The sequence below is a fragment of the Bacillus sp. EKM208B genome (assembly GCF_011800725.1).
GTDB lineage: Bacteria > Bacillota > Bacilli > Bacillales > Bacillaceae > Bacillus > Bacillus velezensis.
Genome location: NZ_JAANHO010000004.1, coordinates 406,339 through 423,405, shown reverse-complemented (window position 1 = coordinate 423,405; position 17,067 = coordinate 406,339). Strand labels below are relative to the sequence as shown.

At 43.8% G+C, this 17,067-nt stretch carries 2 protein-coding genes; both read left to right on the top strand.

The features are described 5' to 3' along the window. Positions 1-15: 15 nt before the first annotated feature. Positions 16-12,273, top strand: coding sequence for an SDR family NAD(P)-dependent oxidoreductase (locus tag G9F75_RS09830; RefSeq protein ID WP_167409080.1), 12,258 nt, complete (start codon positions 16-18; stop codon positions 12,271-12,273). After that, the gene (locus G9F75_RS09825) at positions 12,273-17,045 is read left to right on the top strand and encodes a type I polyketide synthase (protein ID WP_167409079.1); all 4,773 of its coding nucleotides are present in this window, start codon (positions 12,273-12,275) and stop codon (positions 17,043-17,045) included. Before G9F75_RS09830 ends, G9F75_RS09825 begins: the two co-directional genes overlap by 1 nt. Positions 17,046-17,067: the final 22 nt, after the last annotated feature.

The following is a 17,067-nucleotide window of genomic DNA, read 5'->3' as shown; positions in this document are numbered from 1 at the left end:
GGCGGGTGGAGGCCAATGGTTCATTTGAATAAACAGAGTGCGGATATCGCGATAATCGGGGTTGCTTGCAGATTCCCCGATGCAGATCATTATCATGAATTCTGGGAAAACATAAATAGCGGCAAAGATTCCATCCGGGAAGTGCCGATTGAACGGTGGGATCCCGATCTTTATTATTCAGCTGATATCAGTATACCGAACAAAACAATCAGCAAGTGGGGAGGTTTTATTCATAAAGCTGACCATTTCGACCATAAGTTTTTTAATATCTCTCCCCGGGAAGCGAAAAACATGGATCCTGAGCAAAGAATCCTTTTAGAAGAAACTTGGCGGTGCATCGAAGATTCCGGGGTTTCTTTGCAGGATATCCAGCGTAAAACCACTTCTGTTTTTGCGGGTATTATGAATTCTGACTACCGGCAGACAGGTCATGCTGAATCGGAAATCGACAGTTACGCCTGTTTAGGAAGTTTCGAAGCTATGCTTTCCAACCGGCTTTCATACACATTCGGTTTGACCGGAAAAAGCATGTCTGTAAATGCCGCTTGTGCATCATCGCTTGTTGCTTTACATGAAGCGGTTAAGTCATTGCGGACAAAAGAAAGCGATTATGCAATCGCATCGGGAGTAAACTTGAATTTCCAACCCGGAAAATATATTTCTTTTTCCAAAGCCAGAATGCTGAGTCCTGACGGCAAATGTAAAACCTTTGACGCAGCGGCGAACGGGTACGTTCCCGGAGAAGGGGCAGGCGTTGTATTGCTGCAGCGCCTTGGTGATGCAGTAAAAGCCGGTCACCATATATACGGGATCATAAAAGGGACAGCTGTTAATCATGGCGGTAAATCCCGTTCCATAACCGCTCCCAGAGCAGAAGCGCAGAGCCGGGTCATCTCAGAAGCTTTACACAACGCTGCTGTCGATGCTGCGACGGTTTCTTATGTAGAAGCACATGGCACAGGTACATCTCTGGGCGATCCGATAGAAATAGAAGCATTGACAAAAGCGTATCGGCAATATACTGAGGATACTCAATATTGCAGGATCGGAAGTGTGAAAACAAATATCGGTCATACAGAAGCAGCGGCGGGAATGGCCGGATTGATAAAAGTTCTAATGATGATGAAACACCGGAGGGTGCCGAAAAGCCTGAATGTACATACGGTAAATCCAATTATACAGTTTGAAAAAACACCGTTTAGGCCGGCACTTGATTCAAGTGATTGGAAGGCGGCAGACGGGGCTCCGCTCAGGGCGGGAATCAGCTCCTTCGGTTTTGGGGGTGTCAACTCTCACGTCATCATCGAAGAATTTATACATACAAAAGACGAATCTGACAGAAAAGGAAGGGTACCCTTCCTTTTTTCCGCTAAAAGTGAAGAAAGCATGAAACAAATGATACATCATTGGAGAACCTTTGCTGACGATTCAGAGGAATTTTGCAAAATATCAAATGAAGTGATCAGCAGCACCCTTTTAACAGGGAGGACATCGTTTGATTACAGGGCTGGTTTATTGGCAGGCAGCAAGGAGGAATTTAAAAATCAGCTTAAAGAGGGATTGAGTTTTCGGAGGAAACAAGATTCTGAATGGGCGCTTGCCATCGGTGACTTCAAATGGGAAAGTTATAAACAATTTGCCGTTTTGAAACGGGTGTTCCCTGATTTAGAAAAGAACGTAAGGCCGGTGCTGAAGGGTATACCAACATTGCACAGTTCATTTAAAAGAAAATGGACGCCTGAGAAAATCCGCTTGTATTCTTTAGTTATCAATACGGAAATCATAAAAAGTATCCTGGCATCCGGTTTTAAGCCAAGCCTCATTACAGGCGCCGGAGACGGATATTACGTTGCTCTTGCAGCAGCGGGTATCATCAAAATTGAAAAGGCCATTTCTGTCATCACAGGCGCTGAAAAACCTTCGCACTTATCCTGTGAGCCGCCGTCCATTCCATTTGTCAATCCGTACACTTCAAAAATGTACCCGCCGGTTCGATTAAACGAAGAATATGTAAGGATGCTGCTGAACGGTCTGAGCTTCCCGGCTGATTTTGCAGACCGCCTGTACGGGAAAACACGGCTGCTTCTTGAGCACCAATATACGTTTAAAGGGTTTTTAGAAGAGTGGGATAAAGCGGGAAAGACTCAGGAAATCGAGATTTTATCTTATATTGTGAATCGCACGGCGGATAAAAGAAACGCACTGCCGGCTGATGAGGAAGCGGCGATCATGGCTATCCTTGCCTCTATGAGAAGACTGTATAAGAGATGGGATTTAACAGATTATGATGGATTCTTTAATAATGATTATGTTCTGGAAATATTAAATTTACTTGATGAAGGGATTTTGTCTAAAGAACTTTTTCTGAGCATGTTATTGAAAAAGCAAGACGGAATTAAACAGGCTGTTGCTTGTATGAATGAGCAGCCGGCAGATTTTTATGATAAGGATCGTTTTCCGTTGATGACAGAATACAATCAAATGGATGCCGTGTCTCAGGAGATAGCTGATCATATGCCGCTTCACACGGAAGAAAAGGGAACGGAGCCGGATGTGGTTATTTCTGATTTTTCAGTTTTCCAATTCGGATCGCTCCCTCCATCAGCAAAACTAAACAAAGCGGCTGCTTTTGAAGCGGACAAAGCAGCTGATGAAGCTCTTTATCATTCATTTATGCAACTGTGGCTTTCAGGAGAAGAGATTGAATGGGCGAAACTAGGTGACTATCATAAAAGAAAAGCCCCGCTTCCGCCTTATCCGTTTGAGCGCTGTCAATTTTCTTTAAACCCTCAGCAGGTAAAATCAGACGCGGCTTTTTCAGCAAAGAAGAATCAGGCACTTTATGCGCCGATATGGAAAGAAACCGCACTTGAGAATGAAGCGGACAGCGGACAAGCCTGTACTATTTTGTTGTTCTCCGAGAATAAAGACTATTTTGAAGAGATGAAAAAAAGAGAGAATACGTCCGCATATCTTATTATGCCCGGTGACCGTTTAGAGCAGATAAGCGACAGTGTTTTCACGATCAACAGGCAGCGTCCCGATGATTATCAAAGTGTCATTCGTCTGTTAAAAGAAAAAGGCGCAGCGCCTGATGCAATTTTGCATACGTGGTCTGAAAAACAGCCTGAACTGGAAGAAACACTCGAATCAGGAATTTATTCCGTGTTTTATCTGACTAAGGCTTTAATCAGCGAGAACCTTATAAACAAAGTAACGTTCATTTATACATTCAGCGCAGATCAAAAAGAAAAATTGCCGTATTTTGAAGGTGTGAACGGTTTTTTAAAATCGGTAAAACAAGAATATCCGCAGCTGCATTGTAAGACGGTTTGCTTTGAACATGATTCTGCAGCCGTTTCATTTTCAGAGAAGGCTGCCATTCTTTATAAAGAAATAAACACAGCACCTGATCGGCATATTCATATCACTTACAGAGGCTGCGTAAGATATGCACGGATGTTAGAGAAGCAGAGAGAAACATACACAAAGACCATTCAATACCCTGAAAAAGATAAAGTATATTTAATTACAGGGGGATTTGGGGGGATTGGCAGTAAAGTCGCTGAATATTGCGCGAAAACTGAAAGATCCACCATTATTCTATCGGGGCGATCTGCTTTAACCGGAGATAAGCAGAAACATTTAGAATACCTGAACAGCTTTAAAGCCAAGGTTTATTATATACAGGCGAATATATCCGATAAAGAAGCGGTAAAAAAAATGATTGACGGTATTACCGATCAGCATGCAGGTCTTCATGGCGTCATTCATTGCGCAGGAGTTATCAGAGACTCGCTGCTTTTTCAAAAAACAAAGCAGGAACTTTCAGAGGTGATTGCTCCGAAAGTTCATGGTGCGTTGAATCTTGATCATGCAACGAAGTCGCTGGAATTGGATTTTTTCGCCGTTTTTTCTTCAGTCGTCTCTATTGCAGGGAACGAAGGCCAGTGTGATTATGCATATGCAAACGGCTTTTTAGATCATTTTGCAGAATATCGGGAATGGAAACGGCAAAATTCTCTGCGCAGCGGCCGTACGCTGACAATCAATTGGCCTTTATGGAAAGACATCGGAATGGGGGCGAACCTGTCAGGTCAAGGGCGGACGTCTCTTTTTCATGGTTCCGGGCTCGAAGAACTTCCTGCTGAAGACGGAACGCAATGGTTTTCGCGGATTGTAACTTCGGGTCAGCTGCATAATATTGCAGTCTGCGGTGATCATGAGCGCTTTGAACAATTTATGCGGCAGAGATTTTTGACGGACGAAACAGAGACAGGCAGTGCCATTCCTTTGGCTCAAGGCGATATTTTGGATCAGACAGTTTTGTTTTTAACCAATATCATCTCCTCTGAGGTCGGTGCAGAACGGGAAGAGATCGATCAAGATGTGCATCTGGCTGAATATGGAATGGATTCGGTTATGATTCATCAATGCAACACAAAGCTGGAGCAGTCACTGGGAGCAATTTCGAAAACGCTTTTATTTGAATTTCATACAATCAGAGATTTAGCAGATCATCTTGTAAAGGAATATCCGGATCGGCTGGGGCGTTTATTTTCACGGGAGGAAAAAGGAAAACAGATTCAGAGCATTACCCCCGCCAGGCCGGAACAAAACATCACTGCACCTGCGGCGGAGGAAAAAGAACATCTTGACGGGATAGCGGTAATCGGTATCAGCGGCCGTTATCCCGGGGCTGAAAATATCGAAGAATTGTGGGAACTTCTATCAAAAGAGAGAACCGCAATCACAGAAATTCCGAAAGAACGTTGGAATTATGAGACCTACTATGATCCAGACCCCGCTAAAGCGCATGAGGGGAAAATTTATTGCAAATGGGGCGGATTTTTAAAGAACGCTGAATCATTTGATTCTTTGTTTTTTCAAATATCGCCGAGAGAAGCAGAAGCGATGGATCCTCAGGAACGAATATTTCTCGAAACCGTGTGGAAAGCATTTGAAGATTCGGGATATACCATTGAAGGGTTGAGAAAGCAGACCGAAAAACATGTCGGTGTATTTGCGGGAGTGACGACCAATTCTTACAAGCTGCTCGGCGAAAGAATACCGACGGACAAAAACGATGTACTTCCAAATTCGTTCCCATGGTCTCTCGCGAACAGAGTGTCTTACACATTTGACTTTACAGGTCCCAGTGTCCCTGTAGATACGGCTTGCTCTTCATCCTTAACGGCAATTCACATGGCTTGCCAAAGTTTAAAAAAAGGTGAGTGCTCGGTTGCGGTTGCGGGAGGAGTAAATTTGTATCTTCATCCTTCTGACTATTTATACCGATGTCAGATGGGGATGCTTTCAAAATCGGGAAAATGCAGAAGTTTTGGAGAAGGCGGCGACGGTTTCGTACCCGGGGAAGGTGTCGGGGCCGTAATTCTTAAACCGCTTAAAGATGCCATACGTGATAATGATACTGTGTACGCCGTCATTAAAGGAACGGCAATTAATCACGGCGGAAAGACGAATGGCTATACGGTGCCTAATCCTGCCGCACAGGCGGATTTAATCCAAGGAGCTCTTAAAGCGGCCGGTTGGAGCGCCAGAAGTGTCAGCTTTATTGAAGCCCACGGCACGGGAACGCCGCTGGGTGACCCGATTGAAGTCCGAGGCCTGACCAAGGCGTTTAGAGCTTATACCGAAGATGTTTCATATTGCTCTCTCGGATCGATTAAATCTAACATCGGTCATCTTGAAGCGGCTGCGGGTATTGCCGGCCTGACAAAGATTATCTTACAAATGAAGTATAAAAAAATAGCCGCAACACTGCATGCTGAACGGGTGCATCCGGATCTTTATCTGGAAGAGACACCTTTTTGCCTTCAGCAGGAAACCGCCGACTGGATAAAACCCGCGAATGAAAAACATTCTGACAGCAAATATCCGCGGCGTGCGGGATTAAGTTCTTTCGGAGCGGGCGGGGCGAATGCTCATATTCTTGTGGAAGAGTATGAGTCTGCTGCTGACTGTCATACGGATTGTGAGGAAAGTGAGGAACTTATCGTACTCTCAGCCAAGCATTCACTGAGTTTACGGGAATCGGCAAAACAGCTGGTGGAATATCTTCAAAATGCCCGTCAACAACAGGGCGAGTTTTTGCAGCAAGCGGGAACAAACAAGCCGCTTCACCTTTCTGATATTGCGTATACCCTTCTTGAAGGGCGTGAAGCCATGCCGGAAAGGCTTGCTGTCATTTCAAATAATATCGATGATCTGATGTTGAAATTAAATCACTTTTATAATGGAATTAACGATCACGAAATATTTAGAGGAAAAAAACCGAATCATAAACGCAGACAGCAGCAATCGGATCCTCCGCTCAAATCCGGCAGAACCACATTAGCCGAAATGGCTGAATTCTGGGTATCAGGAGGCAATTTAAGCTGGGAAGATTTCCGCACCGGCAGAAAACCGGCGAAAATTACCCTGCCGACTTACCCTTTCTTAAAAAACAGACTGTGGGTGTCAAATAAGGCGCAATCAAAATCAACAGCTGATAAAGCTCCTTTATTTGATTTTTCTGCAGGTGAGTGCCGATTTTATAAAACGCTTTCTGATTCTGAATATTATGTAAAAGATCATGTTGTGCATGGGAATATGGTTCTGCCAGGAGCGGCAATCATCGAAGCGGCCAGAGAAGCGGGAGAGAGGCTGTACGGAAAATCAGTCATAAAACTGAGTCAGGTTGTATGGGCGGTTCCAATAACCGTTGAGAAAGAAAAGACGGTAATGATAGATCTGCTGCCGAATCAAAAAGACGGCAGATTTGTGGTAAAAACCGATATGCAACCTGAAGCGGCAGTTCACTGCCAAGGAAACATTATCACATGCGGAGATCAAGATGCCTCTCATACAGAGCATTTTCAATTGGACAGCTGGTTAACCGGACAGAAAAGATTAATCAGCGGCGCTGAGTGTTACAGGGATTTCCGGCAGAGCGGTTTGGACTATGGAACCAGTTTTCAGGTAATAAAACAGCTGTTTATCCATGAAAATGCTGTTCTTGCACGAATATCACTTCCTGAGAGCATTCATAAAAAATCCGGCACGCTGCTGGAACCGTGTTTATTGGATGGCATTTTTCAATCCACAACCGGGTTTACGTCCGGTCAAGAAGGAGATCACACCGCATATTTGCCTTTTGAATTAGGTGAGCTGGAGATTCTTCATGCACCTTCGGCAAACGGCTATGCTTACATTACAGCTGCCGATGAAAGACAACATGATGATGTCAAAAGGTTTCATATATTATTTATGGATGAAAACGGATCTGTAAGTCTTAAAATAAAAAACTTAGCGTTGAAGGCGTTAAGGGCTGCACCGCAGACTCAGGATGAGCGGCATTCAGTTAAGTATTACACTGATATGTGGAAGCGGGCCCCTCTGCTTCATCAGCCTGAAGCCAGCGGTTTAAACAGCTGCCTTGTGATTTCACTCCGTCGGGATATATCAGAACCGCTGATCCGCCAGGCATATAAAGATATCGGCTTGAACATGATCTTTGTCCGCCATGGCGGCAGTTTTCAAGAAAAAGAAGCTGATTCCTTTGAATTGAACAGCGTCAAACTTGAAGGCTATCAGAAATTGCTGGCGATTCTTAAAGAAAGACAAGTGACAATTGACCGCGTCATTTTAATCGGGATGAGCCCTGAAACGGGAATTGAGCAGAACATTCATGAAAAGCTGGAAGAGGCTGTTTTGCCGGTTTTCAATGTAACGAAAGCTCTGCTAGCAACAATCCCGAGACATAAAATCCTGATATCACATGTGTTTTTCACAAGGGAAAATCAAATCTTACCTTATCAAATGGCAATCAGCGGCTTTTTTAGGTCGCTTCATTTAGAACATCCAATGTTGTCCGGTAAAAATATTGAAATACAAAGCGATGAAATTCAGTTACAGCTGAACGCCGGTCTGCCTGAATTAAAAAACCTTGTGAAAGAAACAATCATCAGCGATGGTACTTCAGAAATCAGATACAGAGATGGAATCAGGCAGGTCAAGCACTCTGCAGAAATTGAAAGTGCCGAGCCCCCCGAAAAGATGGAAGTAAAAGAAGGGGGAGTTTACCTCATTACAGGAGGAACGGGCGGTCTGGGACTGATTTTCGCCAGACATCTTGTGCGAAAAGGGAGAATAAAACTTGTCCTTATCGGCAGGTCAGAGCTTTCTGAGGAAGCCGTAAGCAATGTAAAAGAGCTCGAAAAAAACGGATCAGAGGTTTTTTATGTAAGAACCGATATTTCTGATAAGGAAAATGTCAATAACCTGATAAACCTCGTCAAAAACAAATTAGGTCCTGTTAAAGGAATTATTCACAGCGCCGGTGTGATAAAAGATTCATTACTCATCAATAAGCAAAAAGAGGATCTCGATTCAGTCGTGGCCAGCAAGGTTTACGGAACGATATGGCTTGACCGGTATACAGACAGAGAACCTCTGGACTTTTTTGTAATGTTTTCATCTATCAGCGCAATAATCGGGAACGCGGGACAAACCGATTATGCTTATGCAAACCGGTTTATGGATTATTTTGCGGAAATGAGAGCGGCGGAAAATAAACCTGGAAAAACAGTCTCGATTAATTGGCCTTTATGGAAAGAAGGCGGTATGCAAATTGATATTCATTCAGAGAAGTTCCTTTATGACCGTTTCGGAATGCTGCCTCTGGGAAAACGGGAAGGCCTTGCAGCATTTGATCAAGCAATGACAGGGTGTGAACATCAAATAATGGTATTTAGCGGTAATGAATTAAAGCTGGAACGAATGATAACGATTGACAGCGGAAAAAGTGATCCGGCAATCGCCGACGAAAATCACGAACCGAAAGAGCTGTCAATAACTGAATCTTTAAAAAGCACTTTGACGCGCATCATCACCGGCGTATTAAAAATTGAAGAACGGGAATTTGATTTTGAACTGCCGATAAGTGAATACGGATTTGATTCAATTATGTTTACAATGCTGGGCAACGAATTAAACGAGTCATTAGGAATATCAATGATGCCGTCAGATTTTTTCGGTCTTACTGATTTTAATGAACTTCTTGAGTTTTTAAAGAGTGAGTATTCCGAGGAGCTTCATCTCTGCGGTTCTTTTTCTTCAGATGAATCTGCGGCGAAAGACCGGAGAGAAAATCTGATTGAGGGCATCGCAAAGATGATGTCAAGTATTTTGAAGATTGACAGAAAGGAAATAGAAGAAGAGACTTCATTCGGCGAGTACGGATTTGATTCTATTACGTTTACCAGACTCGGAAATGAAATCAATCAACAATATGGTACGGAATTATTGCCGTCCATTTTCTTTGAATGCAATTCACTGGCTGAAATGACTGATTATGTAATCGAGCAATACGGAGAAATCCTTTTTGCTGAGACAGAATCTTTTTCTGCAGCTGACGAAAAAACATTGTACAGCACGCCTCCGCCGGAATCTTATGAACATTCCCCTGAGCCTGAAAATAAAACTAGGCAAGAGGAAAGACATATAAATGAGCCGGTGGCAATAGTGGGAATAAGCGGCCGTTTCCCCCAAACAGATACGCTGGAAGACTTTTGGGAAGGAATTGAAAAAGGCCGGGATATGATTACAGACATTCCTGAAGACCGTTGGAACTGGAAAGAGTTTGACGGCGATCCGATCAGGGACGTCAATAGAACAAAAATAAAAAAAGGCGGATTTATCAAAGGCGCGGACAGTTTTGATCCGTTGTTTTTCGGGATTTCTCCCGCCGAAGCAGAATTAATGGATCCCCAGCAAAGAATTTTTATGGAGACTGTATGGAAAACAATAGAAGATGCGGGCTATAAGCCGTCCGATTTGGCAGGGACGAAAACCGCGGTGTTTGCAGGGGTCGCCACAACGGATTATGCTGAACGTCTGAATGAAAATGGCGTCTCTGTTCAGGCGCAGACCGCAACCGGTTTAAATCATTGTATATTGGCAAATCGTATTTCTTACCAGCTGAACCTGACGGGTCCGAGCGAACCGATTGACACTGCCTGTTCAAGTTCGTTAGTTGCGCTCCATCGTGCGGCTGAGGGGATTCAAAGAGGCGATTTTGAAATGGCGATTGCAGGCGGAGTGCATATTATGACAAGCCCTACTCTGTTTATAGCTTTTGATAAAGCAGGTATGCTTTCCAAAGACGGAAAGTGCAAAACGTTTGATAAAAGCGCTGACGGCTATGTAAGGAGTGAAGGGGCGGCTGCAGTATTGCTCAAGCCGCTCAGCAAAGCACAGGCAGACGGTGATCATATATATGGTTTGGTTAAAGGGTCAGCTGTAAATCACGGCGGCCGCGCCAATTCTTTGACAGCTCCGAATCCGAACGCACAGGCGGACTTATTAACCGAAGCTTGGCGGAAGGCGGGGGTCAGCCCTGCCACTGCGGGATATATAGAAGCGCATGGCACAGGAACAAGTCTTGGCGATCCGATTGAAGTGAACAGCATCATAAAGGCATTTAAAACGTTATATCAAGAATGGGACATTCCTTTTGCGAAACAGAAATGCTGCGGAATCGGGTCTGTGAAAACAAACATCGGCCATCTCGAAACCGCTGCCGGAATAGCCGGAGTGCTGAAAGTGTTACTGGCTTTTAAATATCGCAAACTTCCGGGACTCGCCCATTTTTCAGGACTCAATCCATACATCAAACTGGAAAATACGCCATTTTATATCACGGAAACCGCTCAAAAGTGGAATCCGATAAAAGATGAAGAGAACAACGATCTGCCGAGGAGAGCAGGTGTCAGCTCATTCGGATTCGGCGGTGTGAACGCGCATATTGTATTAGAGGAATATAGGGAACCTCAAAAAGAAGTGCCGGAAAACAACGGTAACACACATATTTTTGTTTTATCTGCGAAAAGCAAAGATCAATTACTTGAGTATATCCGGCTTATGGTTCAGTACTTGGATCGCGTGATTGCCGGTGACATGACCGTTAATGCCAGTGACATGGAATTTACATTGCAAAACGGCCGGGAAGCAATGAACGAAAGAATTGCCGTATGTGCAGCGAGTCTGACTGAGCTGAGAGATAAATACGTCAGCTTTCTTGATGACAGCAAGGTGCAAAAAGGCGTATTTATAAGCGAAAACACTGAAGAGCGCACAGCTGTTTCTGAATATATGATTCAGGAGGCTCTTCAAAGCGGAAAAGAGGAGCTGCTCGCACAATGGTGGGCCAATGGAGCCGAGTTTGAATGGAAGACAATCGGCAATAAGAAATTGAATAGAGTGCCGATGCCAACTTATCCGTTTGCAAAAGAGAGTTATTGGTTTACTCCGAAAAAGAACAAAAGCGAGGTTAATAGTAAAAGTCTTCACCCATTAATCAGCGAGAATGTCTCAACATTAAAGAAACAAGCATTTAAAACTGTTATTTCCGGAACTGAATTTTTCGTCACTGATCATCTTGTTTCAGGAGACTATGTGCTGCCAGGAGCCGCTTCGCTTGAAATGGCTCTTGTTTGTGCGGAAATAAGCGGAGAAAGTAAAGTATATAAAATAAAAGATGTGATGTGGAACAGACCTATATTATTTAAAGGAAAAACGCTGCACATTTATACCGACTTGGAAATGAAACAAGATAAGTTGAACGTAACGATATGTAAAGAGGGTCCGGATGGCGTGCAGCAAATCTGCACACAAAGTGAAACAGTATTCGGAGACATAAACAGCAATCCTGAGTATGTCGATATTGATCAGTTCATACGCAGCAGTGAGCCGGTCATAAGCCGGGAAGAGTGTTATCACCGCTTCAGCCGTATGGGCCTGACATATCATAGCAGTTTTCAAACATTGAAAGCCGTATATCGCGGTGATATGGAGTTAATGGCAGAATTGGAGCTTCCTGCTCATTTAGCGAACGGGTTTTCACATTTTACACTTCATCCTTCATTAATTGACGGCGGTTTTCAAGCGGCGGCATTTTTGTTAAGAGATAATGAGAAAGAGGGCTTATTTGTTCCATATTCACTTAGAGAGCTTCACATTAAGAGGGAGCTTACTGCCCGATGCCATGTTTCGGTGAAAGAAACCGGTTTTTATACGTATAACATTGATTTTATTAACGAGAGCGGCGAAATAGCCGTGAGCATGAAAGACTTTTCTGTCAGAAAAGTGACCGGGGGAGAATTAACCGCAGGACGTAAAAATGAAGATCAGGAAATTCTCTTCTTATTAGAACAATTGAAAAACGGTGAACTTTCTGCTGACCAAGTTTATCAGCTGCTGGAGGGAAAATAGTGCAGATCAAACAAATACTTTCCTTAATTGAAGAACAGCAAATGTCTCCTGATGCAGGACTGGAGCTAATTCGCACTTACAGAAAAGAACAAATGGAAAAAAAGGCGGAGCCGGAATCACAAGCTCCGTCCCCAACCATTTTTTTCAAGAACGATTGGGTAAGGACAAATAACATTGATATGCCGAATCAGCAGGCGCCGGGAAATATGCTGATTTTTGATCAGGATAACCGTCTTTTTCAGCATGCCGAGATGATGAATGGAGAACATAACCGTGTCATTCTCGTAACGCCCGATTCTGATTATAGAATTGAACGGAATAGATGCATAATCAATCCTTCTGATGAAAATCATGTCGAAATGCTGCTGTCTGATTTGGCTGAAAACGGATTTACACCTGATGTCGTGCTTTATTTATGGAACGGAGAAATCAGAGAATTCACTGAAGAATCCGTTAACGAAACTCTTCGCAGAGGGATAAACTCGCTCTTTTTATTATCAAAAGCTTTAATGCGAAGAAACGAACCTGTTACGTTATTGCATATTTATTGGACAAGCGGTCTGAATCAGCCGTTTCATGAAGCTGTCGGAGGGTTCATGAAAACGGTAAACATGGAAAGCTCCAAGCTTAAAGCGAAAACCATACAGATTCGCCATGAGCATTCTGAGATAAATCCTCCGGTTTCCGAGGTGTGGGATGCTGCAATCAGTGAAATACAGCACTTTCAATCCGATGAATGTGAGGTTTTAATAGACTCACATACCCGTTATGTGAAAGGGCTGCAGCATATTGATAATCCGGAACACGATAACGGATCTGTAACGTATCAAAAAGGCGGCATATATATCATTACCGGAGGAGCGGGAAAACTCGGGCTGCTGTTTGCGGAACACATCGCTAAAGAAAACCAAGCCGTGATTATACTTACAGGCCGTTCTTTTTTAACCGCTGATCAAAAAGAACGGATCAGTAAGCTTAATGAGAGCGGCTCTATTGTTGAATATCAGCGGACGGACATAACAGATCGAACAGAGACAGAGCGATTCATTTTCGGCGTTAAACAGCGGTACGGCAGCATAAACGGGATCATTCATGCTGCCGGCATCCTTCGTGACTCATTTCTTGTAAATAAAAGTCTCAGTGATTTTACGGACGTACTGAAACCGAAAGTTTACGGGACAATCTGGCTGGATGAGCTGACAAAAGACGAAGATCTTGATTTTTTTGTTCTTTTTTCTTCTTTTTCCGCTTACGGAAATGCCGGCCAAAGTGACTATGCGTACGCAAATCATTTTATGGACAGTTTTGCAGTGCTTCGATCTCAGCTCTCCCGAAACGGAAAAACCCTTTCAATCAATTGGCCGTTATTGAAAGATGGCGGGATGAGTCTCGACAGCAGTGGAATCATTCAAATAAAAGAAAAATACGGAATGACTCCGATGCGAACTTCCTCTGTTCTGGAAGCGTTTCTGAAAATGCTGCGGTCTTCATTTACCAGCTTAATGCCTGCAGAAGGAGAGCGGGATAAAATGATAAAAGCTCTTTCGATTCAAAGAAATACAGCTGCAGCAGATCAAGATACAATCACGGCGGAACACGATGAAGAAGAGGAATATGCTGCGAAAGAAAAAGTCAATGACTATTTAATCAAGATCATCAGCGGTGTCTTGAAAATCCAAGCTCATAAAATAAATGCGAAAGACTCTTTTGAGAAATTCGGAATCAACTCACTTATGATCATGTCACTTATTTCAAAGCTTGAAGATACTTTCGGGGATCTTCCAAAAACAATCTTTTTTGAATATCAGAACATTGAAGAGCTTTCAAACTTCTTCCTAACATCTTTTAAAGAAAAAGTGCTTAAGGCCGCAGGGGCAGCTCCGGTAACAAGAGTGCAAAAGAAAAGAGAAAATCTGAGTAAAAAACAGCACCGGCAGCAGAAGGTTGCAGCTGCACCGAGCATGGTTCAGCCGGGTGAGGATATTGCCATTATCGGTGTGAGCGGAAGATATCCGAATTCCGATACTCTTGAGGAGTTCTGGGAAAACATTGCCGGAGGGAAAAACTGTATTATTGAAATCCCCGAGGAACGTTGGGATTTCAGATCGACTTACAGTCCCGACAGAATGGAGAAGGGGAAAATCAACAGTAAGTGGGGCGGTTTTATCAGCGGTGTTGATCAATTCGATCCGCTGTTTTTCCATATTTCTCATAAAGAAGCTGAGCTGATGGACCCTCAGGAGCGAATTTTTCTCGAAACCTCCTGGCATACGTTTGAAGATTCAGGATATACAAAAGAGAAGCTTGACGGTATGAAAGCCGGTGTGTTTGTCGGAGCCATGTACGGACAATACCAATTATTCGGCGCAGAAGAAACTGCGCGGGGCAATCCGATCGCGCTCAGTTCCTTCTTTTCATCTATTGCGAACAGGGTTTCATACTTTTTTAATCTCTCCGGCCCGAGCATTGCACTGGATACGATGTGTTCATCATCGCTGACGGCCATTCACTTGGCATGTGAGAGCATTAAAAGAGGGGAAAGTGAAATTGCGCTTGCGGGCGGCGTTAATGTATCCATACACCCCAGCAAATACCTTTGGCTGAGTCAAGGTAATTTTGTTTCCACCGAAGGATTGTGCAGAAGTTTCGGAGAGGGCGGAGACGGCTATGTGCCGGGAGAAGGTTCGGGAGCCGTCCTGTTGAAACCTCTGGAAAAAGCAATTGCCGATCAGGATCATATATACGGAGTGATTAAAGGAACATCTGTAAATCATGGCGGAAAAACCAATGGATTTACGGTTCCGAATCCGAATGCACAAGCTGAGCTGATTGCTGAAAATTTTAAGAAATCGGGCATCAGTCCGCGATCCGTCAGCTACTTGGAAGCACACGGAACGGGTACCTCGCTCGGAGATCCGATTGAGATCGCAGGATTGACAAAAGCGTTTGAGAAATTTACGGATGATAAACAATTTTGTGCTATAGGTTCAGTGAAGTCTAATATCGGACATTTGGAGTCTGCTGCAGGTATAGCAGCTCTTACAAAAGTTCTTTTACAATTTAAGCATCAGAAATTGGCGCCATCCATTCACTCGGAACAGCTGAACCAAAATATCCGATTTGAAAAGACGCCTTTTTACGTTCAGCGGAAAGAAGAAGAGTGGCGGAAAGAATCAGGCGCCTCCAACAGGAGAGCAGCAATCAGTTCGTTCGGAGCGGGAGGAGCAAATGCCCATGTCATTGTGGAAGAATATCAAAACCATGCGGACACACAAACAATAAGCGGGCCGTTTGCCGCAGTTCTCTCTGCCAAAAATGAAGACAGACTGAAAGAATACGCCCGGCGCCTTCTGCAATTCACAGAGCGGGAGACAAAGGCCTCGGCAGCTGATATCGCTTTTACATTGCAGACATGCAGGGAACCGATGGAAGACAGACTTGCTGTTGTAGCTTCCGATTTGCCGGAGCTTAAGGAGAAGCTGAGAACTTTCTGTACCGAAGGAACAATTGGAGAGGGCGTATACAAAGGCAATGTTACGAAAGATTTTGATAAAGTCTTTATCTTTCATGATCAAAAGATGAAAGATAAATTCCTCGAGGCGATGATGGAGACAAAGGACTTGAATCTTCTTGCAAAATTATGGTCTTTCGGGGCTGATATTCAATGGCGAGAGTTATATGAAGAATATACCCCGCAAAAGGTCAAGCTTCCTTTATATCCATTTGCTGAGGAGTCTTACTGGGTGCCTGGAAGCCAAAGTGCAGTATTTCCGGAAACATTGCCGCAGCAGTCTTCACTGCACCCGCTTCTGGATTCGAATGAATCTACTCTGGAACAGCAGTTTTTTAAAACGACATTAAGAGAAAAAGAGATTTGGTTAAAAGACCACATTGTAAAAAACAAGAGCATTCTCCCGGCAGCTGCTTTTCTTGAAATGGCATGCGCAGCGGGAACGCGGTCATATCGAAAGAAAAAGGTCACTCGTTTAAAAAACGTGATATTTGCCAGACCGGCCATGCTTTTGCAAGAGAGCCTGACCATTTACACTCACATTTCCGTAAAAGACGGCAGCATATTATTTAACATGTCACCTGACGAGGATGCTGCTGTAAGGACTGGATTTGTGACGGGGGAATTAGATTATGATCATCATTACAGTGATGATGATATAGAGAACATCGACAGACAAGAGATGATAAACAGAAGTGCTTTTGTCCGTGAACAAGATGAATGTTACGAGTATTTTCAGGAAAACGGGTTCCTGTATGGGCGCGCTTTTCAGCCGATTCAACGTTTATGGGGCGGCGGAACGGAAGCGGTTGCACACTTATTGCTGCCAAAAGAAGCCGCATATGCTCTTGAAAATTATACATTGCATCCGTCTTTAATTGATGGGGCTCTGCAATCTTTGTTCGGAATTACCGACGGAAGAGAAGAGGCATCTGTTTATGTTCCTTTTTCAATAGGAGAGATTACGATTCGGAAAAAAGTTTCAGCAGAATGCTGGGCTTATGCGCGTAAAACAGGCCAAAAAGGTCAATCCGAGCTTATTTACGATATTCAGCTGCTTAATGAACACGGAGAGAGACTTGCAGGTTTGAAGGATGTAACCATTCGTAAAAAAGAAACGTTTTCCGCGGAGACACAGACTCGTGCAACAGCGGATTCCAATGGAAAGAACGAGAGAGTAAAAGAGCTCCTCAGACAATTAAAAGCGGGCGAACTGACTGCGGAGGAAGCAGATTATGCGCTGGAGCGTATGCAGGATTAGTTTATCATTTTGCGGCAGTGCC

Excerpts from the sequence above, each read along its gene's own strand:
- G9F75_RS09830 (WP_167409080.1), top strand. The coding sequence starts at position 16 with ATGGTTCATTTGAATAAACAGAGTGCGGATATCGCGATAATCGGGGTT.